The sequence below is a fragment of the Polaromonas sp. genome (assembly GCF_035638815.1).
Lineage (GTDB): Bacteria > Pseudomonadota > Gammaproteobacteria > Burkholderiales > Burkholderiaceae_C > Polaromonas.
Genome location: NZ_DASQZG010000031.1, coordinates 1 through 16,186 on the forward strand (window position 1 = coordinate 1; position 16,186 = coordinate 16,186).

At 59.7% G+C, this 16,186-nt stretch carries 19 protein-coding genes and 1 pseudogene; 17 read left to right on the forward strand and 3 right to left on the reverse strand.

The features are described from left to right. Together VE934_RS17590 and VE934_RS17595 are read left to right on the forward strand one after the other, a co-directional pair. A pseudogene (locus tag VE934_RS17590) lies at positions 1-456 on the forward strand (hypothetical protein); the annotation flags it as partial. Between the two features lie 55 nt (positions 457-511). Continuing rightward, a complete protein-coding gene (locus tag VE934_RS17595; protein WP_324890153.1) occupies positions 512-2,902 on the forward strand; it encodes a penicillin-binding protein 1A in 2,391 nt (796 codons plus the stop codon). Between the two features lie 31 nt (positions 2,903-2,933). Here the strand turns inward: VE934_RS17595 and VE934_RS17600 are convergent, their stop codons facing one another. Both VE934_RS17600 and VE934_RS17605 read right to left on the reverse strand, forming a co-directional pair. Beyond that, entirely contained in the window at positions 2,934-4,022 is a 1,089-nt protein-coding gene (locus VE934_RS17600; RefSeq protein WP_324889956.1) for a PHB depolymerase family esterase, read from the reverse strand. A gap of 48 nt (positions 4,023-4,070) precedes the next feature. Next, positions 4,071-4,496: a CopG family transcriptional regulator gene (locus tag VE934_RS17605; protein WP_324889958.1), complete on the reverse strand. Its 426-nt coding sequence runs from the start codon at positions 4,494-4,496 to the stop codon at positions 4,071-4,073. Between the two features lie 159 nt (positions 4,497-4,655). Between VE934_RS17605 and VE934_RS17610 the strand changes: the two genes are divergently transcribed. From VE934_RS17610 to VE934_RS17635, 6 genes are all read left to right on the forward strand, one after another. Then, on the forward strand, positions 4,656-4,913 hold the full coding sequence (locus VE934_RS17610) for a hypothetical protein (RefSeq protein WP_324889961.1): 258 nt from the start codon (positions 4,656-4,658) through the stop codon (positions 4,911-4,913). A 17-nt stretch (positions 4,914-4,930) separates the two neighbouring features. Then, positions 4,931-5,302 (forward strand): hypothetical protein, encoded by a 372-nt coding sequence (locus tag VE934_RS17615; protein WP_324889963.1) that lies wholly within the window; start codon positions 4,931-4,933, stop codon positions 5,300-5,302. A 141-nt stretch (positions 5,303-5,443) separates the two neighbouring features. Continuing rightward, positions 5,444-5,761 carry a PilZ domain-containing protein gene (locus VE934_RS17620; protein WP_324889965.1) on the forward strand — a complete coding sequence of 106 codons (318 nt, stop codon included), beginning with the start codon at positions 5,444-5,446 and terminating at the stop codon, positions 5,759-5,761. A 94-nt stretch (positions 5,762-5,855) separates the two neighbouring features. Beyond that, a complete protein-coding gene (locus tag VE934_RS17625; RefSeq protein WP_324889967.1) occupies positions 5,856-6,500 on the forward strand; it encodes a glutathione S-transferase in 645 nt (214 codons plus the stop codon). Between the two features lie 108 nt (positions 6,501-6,608). Next, positions 6,609-7,409, forward strand: coding sequence for a hydratase (locus VE934_RS17630; protein WP_324889969.1), 801 nt, complete (start codon positions 6,609-6,611; stop codon positions 7,407-7,409). Positions 7,410-7,495: 86 nt separating this feature from the next. After that, complete coding sequence (locus VE934_RS17635) at positions 7,496-8,047, forward strand: hemerythrin domain-containing protein (RefSeq protein ID WP_324889972.1); 552 nt, start codon at positions 7,496-7,498, stop codon at positions 8,045-8,047. Between the two features lie 108 nt (positions 8,048-8,155). On the opposite strand, the gene VE934_RS17640 is transcribed toward VE934_RS17635, so the two are convergent. After that, positions 8,156-9,040: a dienelactone hydrolase family protein gene (locus tag VE934_RS17640; RefSeq protein ID WP_324889974.1), complete on the reverse strand. Its 885-nt coding sequence runs from the start codon at positions 9,038-9,040 to the stop codon at positions 8,156-8,158. Between the two features lie 302 nt (positions 9,041-9,342). Here VE934_RS17640 and VE934_RS17645 point away from each other — a divergent pair, with 302 nt between their 5' ends. The 9 genes from VE934_RS17645 (at position 9,343) to VE934_RS17685 (ending at position 16,089) form a co-directional block, all read left to right on the forward strand. After that, positions 9,343-10,494 (forward strand): YjgN family protein, encoded by a 1,152-nt coding sequence (locus VE934_RS17645; protein ID WP_324889976.1) that lies wholly within the window; start codon positions 9,343-9,345, stop codon positions 10,492-10,494. A gap of 9 nt (positions 10,495-10,503) precedes the next feature. Beyond that, positions 10,504-11,628 (forward strand): M48 family metallopeptidase, encoded by a 1,125-nt coding sequence (locus tag VE934_RS17650; protein ID WP_324889978.1) that lies wholly within the window; start codon positions 10,504-10,506, stop codon positions 11,626-11,628. 20 nt (positions 11,629-11,648) lie between these two features. Next, a complete protein-coding gene (locus VE934_RS17655) occupies positions 11,649-12,392 on the forward strand; it encodes a transglutaminase-like domain-containing protein (RefSeq protein ID WP_324889980.1) in 744 nt (247 codons plus the stop codon). 15 nt (positions 12,393-12,407) lie between these two features. Then, positions 12,408-12,770 (forward strand): translation initiation factor Sui1, encoded by a 363-nt coding sequence (locus VE934_RS17660; RefSeq protein ID WP_324889982.1) that lies wholly within the window; start codon positions 12,408-12,410, stop codon positions 12,768-12,770. A 78-nt stretch (positions 12,771-12,848) separates the two neighbouring features. Continuing rightward, positions 12,849-13,478, forward strand: coding sequence for an FHA domain-containing protein (locus VE934_RS17665; RefSeq protein WP_324889984.1), 630 nt, complete (start codon positions 12,849-12,851; stop codon positions 13,476-13,478). A gap of 152 nt (positions 13,479-13,630) precedes the next feature. Next, the gene (locus VE934_RS17670; protein ID WP_324889986.1) at positions 13,631-14,413 is read left to right on the forward strand and encodes a DUF2726 domain-containing protein; all 783 of its coding nucleotides are present in this window, start codon (positions 13,631-13,633) and stop codon (positions 14,411-14,413) included. A gap of 98 nt (positions 14,414-14,511) precedes the next feature. Continuing rightward, on the forward strand, positions 14,512-14,754 hold the full coding sequence (locus VE934_RS17675) for a hypothetical protein (protein ID WP_324889988.1): 243 nt from the start codon (positions 14,512-14,514) through the stop codon (positions 14,752-14,754). 165 nt (positions 14,755-14,919) lie between these two features. Next, positions 14,920-15,405: a hypothetical protein gene (locus VE934_RS17680; RefSeq protein ID WP_324889990.1), complete on the forward strand. Its 486-nt coding sequence runs from the start codon at positions 14,920-14,922 to the stop codon at positions 15,403-15,405. An 87-nt stretch (positions 15,406-15,492) separates the two neighbouring features. Then, the gene (locus VE934_RS17685; RefSeq protein ID WP_324890155.1) at positions 15,493-16,089 is read left to right on the forward strand and encodes a CDP-alcohol phosphatidyltransferase family protein; all 597 of its coding nucleotides are present in this window, start codon (positions 15,493-15,495) and stop codon (positions 16,087-16,089) included. Positions 16,090-16,186 lie beyond the last annotated feature (97 nt).

The window sequence follows — 16,186 nt, forward strand, 5'->3', positions numbered from 1 at the left end:
GGAGACTTCTATCAACAGGCGATCAAAGCCAAAGCCATCGATCAGCGCGCACGGTTCACGGCAACGCAAGGCCTGAGCAACATGGGGCCGCCGCTGGCGCTGGTCCCGCCCCCGTTGGTGGTCGAGCCGATGCCTGAGGCCGAGATGCAGGCGGGGAATCCGGCAAGCACCACAAGCCCCGCGGCACTGCCGGCAGCCTCGGGTGTCTTGAGCCCACCGCCCATCAAATATGTGACGATTCAGTTGCCGGCCGGGGGTGTAACGCCTGCCGCGCGTGAACCACGTGAACCACGTGAAACGCGTGAGCCCCAGCTCATCGTCCTGCCGCCTGCGCCTGCCCCTGTGGAACCCACGCCAGTGCTTCGGATCGAGCGGACGGAGCGGGCGGAGCCGGCGGTGCCGCCCAGCTTTCCGTTGTCAGAGCTGCCGGCGCCTGCAGCTGTGCCAGCACGTTAGGGCCGTCCTGAATGGTTACAGGTGGGGGCGCGGGATGTCCTAGACTACCCGGGTGATCAATACCATCCTCGCCCGACTCAAGCTTTTCGCCGCCCAGGCACTGCACCACGTTCGCAATCCGACGCGGCGTGGTATCGCCTTGTCCATTGCCGCCGTGCCTCTGCTGGTGCTGCTGTATGTGCTAATCCTGATTCCCTTTACGCCCAGCATCTGGGATATCAAAAAGACCAAGCTGGAAAAGCCAGCCAAGGTGATGTCCATTGACGGCAAGGAGCTTGCACTTTTTCAGCGTGCCAACCGCGAGCGGGTCAAGCTGAAGGACATTTCGCCGCATGTGGTGGCGGCCTTGGTGGCCACAGAGGACCACAGGTTTTACGAGCACCACGGCATTGATATCAAACGGTCTTTTTCCGCGGTATTTCACACCGTTACCGGCGACACCCAGGGTGGGTCAACGATCTCGCAGCAGCTGGCCCGCAATCTGTACCCTGAGGAAGTGGGCCGCGCGCGAAGCCTCACCCGCAAGATCAAGGAGGTCATTACCGCGCTCAAGATTGAAGCGGTCTATACCAAAGAAGAGATTCTGGAGACCTACCTCAACACCGTGCCTTTTTTGTACAACGCCTACGGCATTGAAATGGCGGCGCGGACGTATTTTGACAAGTCGGCCGACAAGCTGGATGTGCTGGAAAGCGCGACGCTGATTGGCATGCTCAAGGGCACCAGCTACTACAACCCGGTGATCAACCCTGACCGCGCCAAACAAAGGCGCAACATCGTGCTGGGTCAAATGGTCAAGCATGACAAGCTGGATCCCAAAAGGCTGGACGCGCTTAAAAAGCGCCCACTCAAGGTTGACTTTGAACGCCAGAGCGAGCCCCTTGGCGCGGCGCCGCACGTCACGCAGCAGCTGCGCCGGTGGTTGATTGAGTGGGCGGACCGGCGTGACTACAACATCTATGCTGATGGCCTGGTGATACGCACCACCATAGACTCGCGCCTGCAGAATCTGGCCAACCAGGCTGTTGCCCGTCAGTCTGTGGGTCTGCAGACCCAGGCCAACGCCGACTGGGGGCCACGCGCCTGGGGTGCCCAGCGCGACATGGTGCGCGCCTTTATACGCGAAACAAAAGAGTACAAGGCCGCGCTGGAGGCCGGGCAGACCGAAGAGGAGGCGCTCAAGCAGCTGCAGGCGGATACGGCTTTCATGCTTGCTTTGCGTCAGGAAAAAACGAGGCTGCAGGCTGGTTTTCTGGCGCTGGACCCGCGCAACGGGCATGTGATGGCCTGGGTGGGGAGCCGGGATTTCGCGCGTGATCCGTTTGACCACGTGGCGCAAGCGCGCAGACAGCCGGGTTCAACCTTCAAGCCGTTTGTCTATGGCGCAGCATTTGAAAATGGCGCGCGCCCCAATGACGGATTCGTGGACCAGGAAGTGGCGATTCCCATGGGCGGCGGCGTGGTCTGGAGACCCGGCGATGCAACGCCCCCCAGCGGACAAACCATGTCCATGCGCGATGGACTGGTGTACTCCAAAAATACGATCACTGCGCAGGTGATGCAGACGGTCGGGCCGGCGCGTGTTGCATCACTGGCACGCGCGGCAGGCGTGCGCGAGAGCAAGCTGGAAGAAGTCCCTTCCCTGGCGCTGGGTACCAGCCCGGTCACCCTGAAGGAAATGGTTGCCAGCTACAGCACCCTTGCCAATGACGGGGTTTATATCGAGCCCATCCTGGTACTGAGCGTGGAAGACAAGGACGGCAAGGTATTGGAAACATTTCAGACCAGGGCGCCTGAGCAGGCCTTGTCGGTTGCAACCGCACAGACGCTGGTGGACGCCATGCGCGGCGTTGTGGATCGGGGCACGGGCACCGGCATCCGCAGCCGCTTTGGCATTCAGGCCGATGTGGCCGGCAAAACCGGCACCACCCAGGACAACACCGATGGCTGGTTTATTTTGATGCATCCCCAGCTGGTGGCAGGTGCGTGGGTTGGTTTTAACGACAACCGGATCACCATGGGTGACGGCTGGGGGCAGGGCGCACGCAGCGCCTTGCCGATGGTGGGAGATTTTTTTGCACAGGCGCTTCGCTCACGTGTGGTTGACCCGCAAGCCCGTTTTGCCCAACCGCAAAACACGGGGGGGGCGCTTGAGCCAATATTGGGGCAAGTCAACGACTGGTTCCAGAAACTGTTTCCGCCAAACCCTGCAGGGCAGCCATCGCCGCAGCAGCGCGTCGATCAATGGCCGCCTGAGCCGCCGACCGGGCAACCGGGTGTGGTGATACAGCCGCAGCCCCAACCCGGAGTGGTCATGCCCTCAGGAGGAGCGGCGAATAACGATCCCCGTTTTGTGCCGGTGCCCAGTCGTCCGGCCGATGCTGGGGGAGGCGGAACTTCTAACCGCAAACCGCCACCGATTGACTTTTCAGGCGGCGACCGGTAAGTCCCAAGCGGCCGACTGCCGAATGGCCGGCTCAATGCGCCCGCCTGCGCGGGTGCTCCATAAAAAACCGCATCATCTCGGCGCTGGCGTCGGGTCCGCGGCTGTCGGTGTAGGAGCCTTGGGCACTGCCGCCTGACCAGGCGTGTGCTGAGCCATGCACCAGCCAGTGCTCAGCTGCCACCGTCCCGTCAGCGGCCCGGTGGGTGCTGCGCGTGGCTGTCCTGACGCCGGCGGATTTCACCTGCTGGACTTCGACATGGGCCGCCTTGCCTGTGCTGGCCGAGATGACCTGCTCGCCGTTGAGCGGGTGAACGGTGTTGTCCGCGTCGCCGTGGAAAACGATGGTGGGCATGCCGCTGGCCTGTGCCCGCGTTCTGCTTCCGCCGCCTTTCATGGCACTTAACGCTGAGGGAAGGTCTGTGGCCATGCCCGCAGCAAGACCGGAATGCACGCCTACCGCTGCAAACAAGTCGGGGTAGCTCTCGCCCAGAATGGCCGCCATGGCGCCACCTGCAGACAGGCCGGCGACATACACCCTGTCCGGGTCAATGGCGTGTTGGGACATCACCTCGCGCGTCATGCCGGCCAGCAGGCCGGGCTCCCCACGTCCGCGTGTCTGGTGGCTGTGTTTGAACCAGTTCCAGCAGCGCTGCGGATTCATTTGCGTGGACTGTTGGGGGTATAGAACAAAAAAGCCCTGCGCTCGCGCTGCCTCGTTCATGGTGGTGCCGGCTGCAAAGTCATCCGGGTTCTGGGTGCAGCCATGCAGCATGACCACCAGGGGCAGGGGTTTGTCGCCCGCTGTAGGTGGAATGTAGAGTTTGAAGTCGCGGCTGCCGGCAGCATCGCGGTGGCTTCCCGAGATGAAACGGCCAGCGGCAGGAGTGCTGCTTTCTGATCGTGGCGGAACACTGGCTTCGCTTTCAGGTCCGGTGCCAGGCACCTCACGCGCTGTGACGTCAATAACGTCTGATTCGGATCGTGCCGGCATGTTCGCTGCTGGCGAGGCCTGTGTCTGGTTGCCGAGGGCCGCCTGGATGGCGGCCGTGGCGGCTTGCAGGTTGCCGCTACGTGTGAGCTGCATAGCCTGGCTCATCAGGCTTTTGAGATGGGAGTTCATGTTTTCTTTCATGTGTTCATTCATGTGTGAGGGTTCAGCGCATGCGACTTAGCGAATGCGCGCTATAAGTGCTGTTTTGACGGCTGGACTGGCATGCAGGGCACCCAGTACGGTTAAAGATTCAATGGTGGCAAGGGCCAGGGCAGGGGTGACGTCGGGAGCAATTGAAGCCAGTCCCAATACACGGATCTGAAGTTTCTCGCCCGAGGCCTGCACCGCCAGCAAGTCGGCCCGGGTGTAGTGCTGAATGCCCAGCACCAGTGTTTTTCGCGAAACAACCTCACGCACCACCTCGCTATGGGTGCCTAGCTGGTTGCGTATGGCCGTTCGGATCATGTCGGTGCGGTTGGCGTAGAAACCTTCCTGCACCAGCAGGTCAATCTGGCCCAAGTCCACACAGCCGAGATTGATGGTCAGCTTCTCGTCGGCCGGCTTGGGGGGGGCGATTTGGGATGTTTTGCTGATGTTGGGCATGATGCCATCTTATCACCATCCAAGTAGATGTTTATGGGATGGTTTGAGGATGGTTTGTAAGGATTGGAAACGGGGTTGGACGCTTCCTTGACGCTTCAATCCTGTGCTTCAATCGAAGACTTCGCCCTCTCCACCAAGCAAGCACGCAAGCAAAACACCATGGCATCAGCAAAGGGCATCAGCACCGACGACTACAAGCTTTTTCCGTCTCCACGCAACCGGCATCGCGCGATATTTCTGTACCAGGTCTTTGTGCCTTATCCCTACATGCTGATTGACCTGGAGAGTTACTACTTCAAGGGCAAGTACAGCCTCTTTGCCGCCTGCCGGCTCAGCGACAACAAAATGGGTCAACTGGTGACGCTGGAGTTGCCCGAGGACGAGCTCAAGTTCAAAACCCGGTTTGTTCCCGACTAGGCAGATAGCGCATTCCCGTGGCCAGTGCCGGACCCAAGCCAACGAAGAGTCGAAGCGCGGCAACGCCTCGCAGCCATCACTACCACGTGTATGTGATTGAACTGTCTGACGAGGTGTGGAATGTCGGGCGTTTTCGCCGGGCCAATCCGGATTACATGCTGGGCAAACCGTTTGTTTATGTCGGTATGACGGGCCTGGACCCCGATGTTCGTTTTGACAAACACAAGGCCGGCATCCAGGCCAACATCTATGTGATGAAGTACGGCGTTCGCCTGCTGCCGCAGCTCTACACCATGTACAACCCCATGCCCTATGAAGGCGCGCGTGATATGGAGGTGGAGCTGGGTATCGCGTTGCGGGAGCAAGGCTATGGCGTGTGGCAGGCCTGATTTTCGGATGTGCCCCAAGGCTACCGATTCGATATGCCCACGCCTGTCTACGCCTTTGACCTACACGCTTGCCTCTCCTGTCGCTTAAGGTATAGGTCACGTCTCAAAAGGACAGACCAGACAGAAAGGGAAAGATAAAGCATGAAAGTTTCCGGGCTTGGCGAAAAAAAAGCTGTCGTTGTCAATCAACGGGCGGCACAGCGGTTTGGCGTGGCGTTGCGCCTGACCATTGCAGGCGGCGAGGGCATTACCCACGATCTGAGCGCGTCCGGCCTCTACTTTGAATCGGACCGGAGCTACGAAGTGGGTAGCGTGATGGAGCTGGTGCTGGAGTTTCCGGGGAGTACCCGCGTGCACCCCTTGCCTTGCGAGGCGGAGGTGGTCAGGGTATCGAATGCAGGTGAAAGTTTTAATGTGGCCGTGCGTCTGATGGAGCCCTTGTTTCCCGAGCAGATTTAGCACGCTGCTGTCTCCGTTGGTACAGGGGTAGCCTGAGACGCCGCATAAACTCGGCGCGCTTATCCAGGTTAACAGTTACTCAGGAGACATCACCATGCTCACGCTTTGCGGCTCCCCGGTTTCGAACTACTACAACAAGGTCAAGCTGGCGCTGCTTGAAAAAGGCGCTCCTTTTGCAGAGGAATACGTCTACACCCACAGCACCGACCCTGCAGTTATCAATGCGTCGCCACTCGCAAAAATCCCTTTCATCCGGACCGGGGACGGCGCGCTTTGCGAGAGCCAGGTCATTCTGGATTATGTGGAGGCCACCTGGCCGCAACCCGCGCTCTTGCCTGCCGACGCATTTGCGGCGGCCAAGGTGCGCGAACTGACCACCTTCATTGACTGGCACCTGGAGATCACCGCTCGCCAACTGTATGGCCAGGCCTTTTTTGGTGGTGCTGCCTTGCCCGAGTCCAGTCAGGTGCGCATTCGAAAACAACTTGAAAACCACATTGCGGCATTCAGGAAACTTGCAAAATTTTCGCCCTATGTGGCTGGCGACGAGTTCACCCAGGCTGACTGCTCTGCCTACGCCAGCTTGCCGCTGGTGGGTATGGCCAGCAAAGTGGTGTTTGGTGAGGATCTGCTGGTGGCAGGCGGTGTGGACTACAAACCCTATTTGAAACTCATTGGCGAGCGTCCTTCCGCCCAGAAGGTGGTAGCTGACCGCAAGGCTGCGCAGACGAAGGCCTGACATGTTGCCCGGCAGGACTTGAATTTTTTTCAGCACGCCGCCGGTTTGTTCAACCCGGCTCACCTTCGTCATGTCACCATTCACCATTCTGCTTTTGGAGCACGATGCATGATGAGTCCGCAAGAGTTGCTTGAACACTTTGACAAGGCCAGCTTGTGGTCTTCGTCAGCCTTGTCAGCACCGGGGTTTGATCTGGCGGCTGCTTATCAGCAGGCCCTGGCGGTCCGTGCGTTGCGCGTGGCGCGCGGCGAACAACCGGCGGGCTACAAAATCGGGTTCACCAACCGCCACATCTGGCAGCGCTACAACGTGTTTGCGCCCATCTGGGGCCCGGTCTGGAGATCTTCTTTGTATCTGTGCGACGGCAACGGGGAGATTGCCCTGGACAATACCTGCCAGCCGCGCATTGAGCCCGAGGCGGTGTTTTGCATGCGCAGCACGCCGCCTGCCGGCGTGACCCTCGAGGGCTTGTTCCACTGTCTGGATTGGGTGGCGCCCGGTTTTGAAATCGTTCAGTCGCACCAGCCTGAATGGAAATTTGCCGCACCCCATGCGGTGGCAGATGGGGCTTTGCACGCCAGCTTGCTGGTAGGCGCCGGTGTACCCGCCCACAAGCTGGCCGGCGATGCCGCGAGCTTGAACAAGATTCTGTCGTCAGCGCGCGTGACGCTGACTTGCGGTGGTCGGCCCGTGGACCAGGGAACGGGTGCCAACGTGCTGGACGGTCCGCTTCACGCGCTGCTGCATTTCCTGAACGAGCTGCGCGCCTGTCCTGGTGCCCCCGACCTGCAAGCCGGTGATGTTGTGACGACGGGGACATGGACAGACGCCTGGCCGGTGGCACCGGGCGAGCAATGGAAGGCGGCCTTTGACCCGCCACTTGCTGATCTGACTGTCAGGTTCACCTGAGGAGGTGCCGCGGCGGTTGTGCCGCGCGCCGGGATTTGTTGATATGCATCAAGTAGGCTGCGCGGAGGGCGGACTACATTGATCGCATGACCACCTCTGTCGCCCCGTCCGGTAAGGGCTATTCCAGCGAACCGCTGACCAGCTTCTCGCAGTGCCATTTGGGCATCCTGTCGAAGCTTGAGGCTTTCATGGAACTGCCCGGGCTGCAGGCCGCTGCAGCCCAGGCCCGAACAGTGGCCAACCAGACGCTGGCCTTGTTTCGGGACGCTGTCATCGAACACCATGCGGATGAGGAGCGCGAGTTGTTCCCGGCCGTGTTGCGCAGCGCCACCCGAGGCAAGGAGTTCGATGTTGCTGAGGCCATGGTATTTCGCCTGACCGGTGAGCACCGCCAGATTGAGGCCTTGTGGAGAAAGATCGAGCCGGACGTCCGGGCGGTTGCAAAGTTGCGCGGGGGTGATCTTGACCTGGCCGCCGTGGAAGCGCTGGTACAAGCCTACAACGCACACGCGCGTTATGAGGAAGATCACTTTCTTCCGATGGCGCAAAGGGTCCTCGGGCGGAATCGCAACCACATGGAGGCACTGGATCTGTCGCTGCATTTGCGGCATACACCGGTGCCGCCAGGTCACATCTAGTAGCCCGTAAAGCTGACCCCGGACGCGAAGGAGCGTGAACACGGGGTGCGACGCAAGCCTGGCGCAACGAAAGCCGTCGATGCCACCGCCATGCGGCGTCCCTGGGGGCTAAAGGCGGGCTTTGAAAAAAGCAACCGTGCGCTCCCACGCCAGTTTGGCTGCTGCTGCGTCATATCGCGGCGTCGTGTCGTTGTTGAATCCGTGCTGTGTTCCTGCGTACTGATGGGCGGTATAAGGCACCGAGGCGGCTTTCAATGCAGCCTCGTAGGCCGGCCAGGCCGCGTTGATGCGCTCATCAACCGCCGCAAAATGAATCAAGAGCGGCGCCTTGACCCTGGCCGCGTCTTCCGGTTTGGGGTGGTTGCCGTAGAAGGGAACTGCGGCTTTCAAGTCGGTCAAGCGTATGGACAGGGTGTGCGAGACGCCTCCGCCATAACAAAATCCCACCACGCCGTAATTGCCCGTGCACTCGGGTCGACTCTTGAGGACGCCGGCTGCGGCCACAAAATCCTCAATGGTTTTGGACTGATCCAGCCTGGCGAAGAGTTCGCGGGCTTTGTCTTCATCGCCCGGGTAGCCGCCGAGCGGTGTGAGTGCGTCAGGCGCGAAGGCGACGAAGTTGTCCAGCGCCAGTCGGCGCGTGATGTCTTCTATGTGCGGGTTAAGGCCCCGGTTTTCATGGATGACGAGGACGCCGGGCAGGCGGCTGCCGGCATTGGCGGGCCTGGCCAGGTAACCCTTCATGGTTCCAGAGCCGTTGGGAGAGGCGAACTGCAGTGTTTCCGTCTTGATGCGGGGATCGTCTTTTGGAACAACCTGCGCCGCTGCGAAGTTGGGACTGAGCGCCGTGAGCAACATGCCTGCAGTCATGCCGCCAACCGCGAACTTTTGCGCACGGTCCAGAAAGGCGCGCCTGTCAATGGTGCCGTGGACATATGCGTCAAACAGGATCAGCAGGTCCTGGTCAAAATCCTGGGCGGTTTTGCGCTGCATGGGGTGCTCCTTGAAAAAAGCCAGCATAGCGACAGAACAGCGATCTGGCAAAACGCAGCGGAAAGCCCGCGAACCGGGTCGCTGGTTTATGGTGGGTTTCGCTATAAAAGTAATAGCTGGAGGCGCATGTAAAACAAGGGCAGAAGGGCGATTTGATGCTTTTTTTTCGCCGGATGCTGCGTTTGGGCCGGCGGGCGCAGCCGGCGGATGCGCCGCCTTGTTCGTTGCCGTGTCCACCGGGGTTACATTATTCGCCAGGAGGGCGCGCCATGCACCTATCCACAAAAACAACGAGGAGCTTTATGACCGATTCAGTTGCCCACGACCACCGGGGACATCACCTGAGAGTCGAATTCACGGGGTCCGGGAGCGAGTATTTCAGAATCTGGATTGTCAACTTGCTGCTGTTGCTGGTGACTCTGGGCATCTACTTCCCGTGGGCCAAGGTGCGCCGCCTGCGCTACTTTTACGGCAACACGCTGGTTGATGGTGAACCGCTGGGATTTCATGGCGACCCCAAAAAGATGCTGAAGGGCTATTTTCTGGTGGGCGTGTTGTTCACGCTGTATTCAGCTGCAGGAAAATTCTCAGCCACCGCAGGGTTTGTGGCCTTTCTGATCCTGGTGGCCATTTGGCCCGCACTCCTGAAGTCTTCGATGCAGTTTCGTCTGGCCAACACCAGCTGGCGCGGTTTGCGTTTTGGTTTCAGGGGTTCTCTGGGTGACGCGTATCGGGCCGTGGTCCCCATGTTTCTTCCGGGTCTGGTTATTTTGGGGGCTGTCATCGGAGTGGTCGATCCCGACAAACCGCCAAACTGGTATGTCTATACGGTGCTGGCGGTGATGGGGGTAAGCATGGCGGTGGCGCCCTGGCTGCTGTGGAGTCTCAAGCAGTACCAGCACAACCATTACGCACTGGCGTCACTTCAAACCACCTTCAAGGCGACGGTGGGCTCTTTTTATAAAGTTTTCTTCAAAACTTTTGGCGTGATGCTGGTTGCTGCGACGCTGACTGCAGCGCTGCTTGTCGGGACTTTCTTTGCAGTCAAATCCGGAGGCCTTTCGGGGAAAGCGGTTGGCTTTGCGATGATTGCCGGACTTCTCGGATCCCTGGCCGCCGTGCTTGCGATGCTGGTGGTGGTCAAGCCCTATGTGGTTTCGCGAATGCAAAACCTCGTGTGGACACGCACCGGCAATGCCTCGCTGCGTTTTCGCAGCGAACTCGGCTTCAGGGCGATGCTGTGGCTCACGATCAAGAACTGGCTGCTTGTGATTGTGACTCTCGGTTTTTATTGGCCATTTGCGGCCGTGGCCATGGCGCGCCTCCGGCTGGAAGCGGTCACTGTCAAGACGCGTGTCAGTCCGGATACCCTGGTAACGCAGGTGAAGGCCGTTGAGGGCGACGCAGCCGGGGAAGCAGCCGGCGACCTGTTTGGTCTCGACATCGGGTTTTGAGTGACCTGTATGGATGCCACGCGTTCACCCCAGCTCAACGCCAATTATTTTGATGGTGTCAGTGCGCGCGCCCATCCCGTCACGCTTGAACTTGACAAGGACGCGCTGAATATCAGCGGCGAGGGTGTGAATCGCGTCGTGACGCTTGGCGACGTGCAGTGGCCAGAGCGCACCCGGCATGGGATGCGGGTCGCGCATTTCAGGACAGGAGGCTCCGTGCAATGCGCCAATCCCGTGGCGTGGGATGAGTGGTGCGCGGCCAGCGGCCAGCGTGAACCGCTGGTCGTGCGAATGCAGCAAAGCTGGCGTTGGGTGGTGGCCAGTATGGTGATGCTGCTTGTCCTGGGTGTTGCGTTACAGCGGTGGGGCCTGCCGGTGGCTTCACGAGCACTCGTTGCCGTGACGCCCTCGACAGTGGACGCCTCCCTCGGTGAGGCGTCACTTGCGCTGGTTGACGAACATCTGATGCGTCCGAGCGAGCTTCCTGCGGCCGAGCAGGCGCGCCTTCGGGCTGCGCTGGAGCAGGCCGTCAGCGCCATGCCGTCTGGCGCCTTTCCCGCGTGGCGGCTGGAGTTTCGCCAGAGTCGCATGGGTCCCAACGCACTGGCCCTGCCTGGCGGCACGCTCATCATGACCGATGAACTGGTCGAACTGGTGGGCCGGGACGAGAAGGTGATCACGGCGGTTCTGGCGCACGAACTTGGGCACGTAAAGCATCGCCACGGAGTGCGCGCCATCGTTCAGGTCACCATCCTGAGTGCGCTTTCTGCGGTGGTACTTGGAGATTTCAGCACCCTGCTGGCCAGCGTGCCTGTGTTGCTGGGTCAAGCCAGCTATTCGCGCGATGCGGAGCACGAGGCTGATGTTGAAGCCGTCCGCGTTTTGAGAGCTGCAAACATATCACCAGATGTCATGGTCGCCCTGTTTGACAAGCTGGAGGAACAGCGGATCAAGGAAGATCCGGAGCGAAAAAAGGCGGGGCAGCAGGAAGGCAAGCACAACGACAAGGCGGAAAATGATGGGCCACCAAAGAGCCCAGGCGCCAGCGACTCATGGCTGGGGATGGCTTTTGCCTCCCATCCACCTGACGCGGAACGGGTGCGCTTTTTCAGGGAGGCCGCAGCCGCGCGTTAAGCACACGGCGCGACACTTTCATGGATGACTCATCGGATCGCCTGGATGAAGCAGATCCCCGGCGCTGGCTGGGGGATACGCCCGTGCTTAACCTGCGGGACGACAAATTGCGCCTGCGGGTCAAGACCGTGACGCAATTCAGCAGGAACGACGCCGAGAAGCTTAAATGCATTTGCAACTACGTCGCGTCCATCCCCTTCAACGTTCCCGCTTTCGCCGGCATACGCAAGACGCGCAAGACCCTGACGCACAGGCCTGCCGTGGGCTGGTACAGCAAGGCAGGGTTGTTTTTGGCGATGCTGCGTGTGGCCGGCTTCCCGGCACGCATTCGGATGTTTCAGGTCGAGCCCGGGTTTTTTCAGGGCATGGCCAAAACGCGCCAGCAATTCGTGTTGCCCGTGGTGGAAATCTGGATACGGGAAAAATGGGTGATCACGGATAACTATGTCTACGATCCGCCTTATCTTGCAACAGCTCTGGAAGCGGTTTCGCGCCGGGGGTGGCGTGCCGGCTTCGGAGTTCATCTCGATGGACAAACGACATGGAACGGGATCGACGACGCACTGATCATGTTTGTGCCCGACCGCTCCAAAGGTCCAACGCCATCCCAATACCTGGGCGTGTACGACGATCCGCTTGAGTATTTGCGGCAGCTCAAGCAGGCATCACTGTCGGGATGGATATGGGCATTGATGCGAAACCGGATCATGTCCATACGGCTGAATCGCAAGGTGCGGCAACTGCGTGTGGAAGCTGGAGGCTAGGTAACTGGAAAAGCCATGAGAAAAGATAAATCGAGCGGGGGTCTTGTTTATTCGACCGAGACAGGCCGGATGTGCCCAGCTTGTCGCCAGCCCGTCGCGCAATGTATTTGCGGCAAAGTCAGGTCACCGGCTTCGGGCGACGGCATCGTGCGTGTGTCGCGTGAAACAAAAGGGCGGGGCGGCAAGTGCGTCACGCTTGTCAAAGGCCTTGCGCTGGACGAGGGTGAACTGACCGCGCTGGGCAAGCAACTCAAGGCGGCCTGTGGGTCGGGTGGCACGGTCAAGGAAGGCGTGATTGAGGTGCAGGGCGACCATCTGGTGCTGATCATGGATGTCCTGAAGAAGCAGGGGCGGACCGTCAAGCAGGCCGGAGGCTGATCACCCTTGGCGGGAGCCTTGTTTCCCCGGGGCAAGAGGGCTACCATGGACCTTTGCTGACGCTGCCTGGGGGCCTTTATGCCGCAACTCATTGCTTCGGTTGAGGGGGTTGAAATCAAGCGGGTATACCTGCACAAGGATCGCACCACGCTTGGGCGCAGGGCAGAAAATGACATCGTCTTCAACAACATGGTGGTTAGCGGCCAGCATTGTGTGTTTGAACTTCAGGGCCTGGCCGATGTGTACGTTGAAGATCTGGGCAGTACCAACGGCACCTGCGTCAATGGCAAGATGATCAAGGCGCGTCAGCTGCTTCACGATAACGACGTCATTGTGATTGGCAGTTTCAGGATTCAATACCTGAGTGCTTCTGAAGAGTCCGGTTATCACGAGACGTCTGCCATGAAGCTCGATCCACTCGCCCGGCCCGGCGCCGGGGCGGCAATGCACGGCAGTTTCAGGTTGTTGTCGGGCTCGTCAGCCGGCCTGGAAGTGCCCGTGCTCAAAGCGGTCAATGCCTTCGGGAATCCGGATGTCTGTCTCGTATCGGTCTCCCACCGCCGGTATGGTTTTCACGTTGCCCACATCAAGGGCCGCGTGCCTCCCACCCTCAACGGCAAGGTGGTCGACGCCGAAGGCCTGCCACTTGCCCACAATGATGTGCTGGAGCTTGGCGGGACTGCCATGCAGTTTTTGCTGGCTCCCTGATGACGCCGGGGAAGCGCACTTTGCGTGTGTGTTGTCAAAGAGCTTCATTTTGTAACCAACCGGGAGGCAGTTTTCGGGCCCGGCGTGCCTTTGTGATTTATGCTCCGGCAGCGCCTGCGACTCCGGGCAACGTTTTGATACGAGGATGACACATGGAAAATGCAATCACTGGGCTGATGTTGATACTCGCCGTAGGCCTTGGGTTTGGCTTGCATTGGGGATGGCTTCGTTTTCGTGCAGAAGAAAAACAGCGTATCCCGTCGCGCTGGCTGTTGAATGCCCGAGGCCTGGTGACGACGGAAGAGCTCGAAGTATGGAAGTGGCTTCGTCAGGCCTTTGCGGACCATGTGGTGATGGTCAAGGTCCCGGTGATGCGTTTTACGGTCCCCAGTACAAGGGATCAGGCGCAAAACAAAAAGCAAAACTGGCACGAGTTGCTCAATGGTGTGTATTGCACTTTCACGGTTAGCAATCTCGACGGCAAGGTCGTGGGCTGTGTGGACGTACCCGGCAAGCGTGGATTGACACGCGCCCAGCGGGAGATGAAGGAAGGCCTTTTGCAGGAGTGCGGCATTGGCTACACCACAGTTCGGGGCGGTAGCCTGCCCGCCGGTAGCGCCATGCGCACCGCATTTTTGGGCGAGCCCGCAGTGGTAGAGAACGACGCGGAAGAAACGCGTGGCGGCGACAGCAGCTTTCACGCCGCGCTCAATGAATTCACGAGCGAAAAGGTCAAGGCGGCAAAAGAAGCAGCGATCAGGGAGCTCAGGGCCAAAGAGGCGCCAGACGCAGAGTCGCGTACAAAGACGCGCGACGTGGGTTTCAATCCCGACGGAACTGGCTCGTTCATGACGCGCGAGAAGTCGCGTTATCCGGTTCAGTTTGAAGATTCCTTCACCATGGGCAACGACAGCAGGCCTGCCAAATTGTCCTGAATGATCGGCCCCAGGGCTGGCTGATGCAATTTGTTGCAAATTGTCGCCACCTTGTCTTGGCCGAAGCCTAAAGTGGTCCTCCGCTCCAAGGGGTTCACATGGCATCCGCTCATTACCGAATCGAGAGCAATCGCCCGTTAACGAGCCGGCTGTTGCCGCTGTCCAAGCTTCCCGATATGTTTGAGGACAGAGCTTTGGCTGTGGCGATTGCCGCCAAAAGTGTGGCTCGAGCGGCAGGGCAGGAGGTTCGGGTCGTTCATGTGCCTAGCGGCGAAATTGTGTTTCGTACATGTTCGTCGGATGCACCGGCCCGATACGGATTCGATGACTTCGACGCCTGATTGGCGACCTCACTTTCTCCAGTTCATACTGGCAGCGCCGTTCACTGAAAGTACTGTCCTACAGGCACTCGGGACCTGCGGCCCGCGTGTCAGGGCGTGACGTCCCGCAGCTTAGCGTGAGCGTGCTTTTTAGACTTGGTCATCTTCAAAGCTCAGGAGTCCAGCATGACTACATTCAGTTCCTTTCAACTTCGCCGCACCGTTTCTGGTTTCGGCCTCTCCCTGTTGTTGGCGGCGACGGCTGCCATGGCCCAAACGCCTATCACGACCCCGGGCAATACGGGTATCGACAATTCCGGCGATTCACAAAAAGAGCGCGCAGCCTGCATGACTGGCCGTACCCAGCAAGACCAGGCCACTTGCTTGAGAGAAGTTAACAATTCCGCCGCTGAAAAGCGCCGCGGCCGCCTCGACAACCAGACAGGTCAGTTCGATGCCAACGCTCGCCAGCGTTGTGAGGTGCTGACAGGGGAAGATCGCGTTGCCTGCGAAGCCCGCGTGACAGGTTATGGCAATGCCAGCGGAAGCGTGGCTGGCGGCGGCGTCATTCGCCAGGTGGAAACGGTGGTGGTGCCCGCGGGCGCAGACACCGTCCGCATTGAACCCAAAACCGAGGCGCCGGTCCTTCTCATTGAGGTTCCCAAGCAGTAAGCAGCGCGTTTAGGCGTGATGAGCGCCTGACGGTCTTCCAAATCAACAGGATAAACGCCAGTGTCCGAAGCCCCCAAACATTTTTCCATGCTGCGGGGTTTTCACCTGGCGGATTTTTTAACGCTTTGCAATGCTGCTTGCGGCGTCGCGGGAGTCTTTCTGGCCATGCTTTACATGGCAGAGGGAGACCTCAGCTATTTTTATGGCGCCGCGGCCATGGCGCCAGCGGCTTTCATTTTTGATGTGCTTGACGGCCGCGTTGCGCGCTGGCGGCGCCAGCATTCAGCGTTGGGCCGCGAACTCGACTCCCTTGCCGACATCATTTCGTTTGGCGTGGCGCCCGCTGCACTTGCCTTTGCTGCTGGTCTGAGAGGTGGCTGGGACTGGGTGGCGCTGATCTATTTCGTATGCTGCGGGGTGAGTCGACTGGCGCGTTACAATGTGACCGCAGAGGCATTGTCGGAAGGCGCAGACAAAGTTGCGTATTTCGAGGGAACGCCGATTCCGACAAGCGTGTTGCTGACGGCCATTTTGACCTTCGCGGCTTGGCAAGGCCGTTTGAATGAGCAGATTTATGGTGGCGCTTGGGTGATTGGTACCTGGACCTTGCATCCGCTGGTACTCCTGTTTGTTCTGTCGGGCAGCTTGATGCTGAGCAAGACACTCCGAATCCCCAAGCCGTAAGCGCGCGTTTGCGTCATCCGGTTGACCGGGACTGTCAGCCGGTGCTCACAGCGGGACGGTCTGTTCCCTGATGTCTTTTCTGCCATACGAGGTCCAT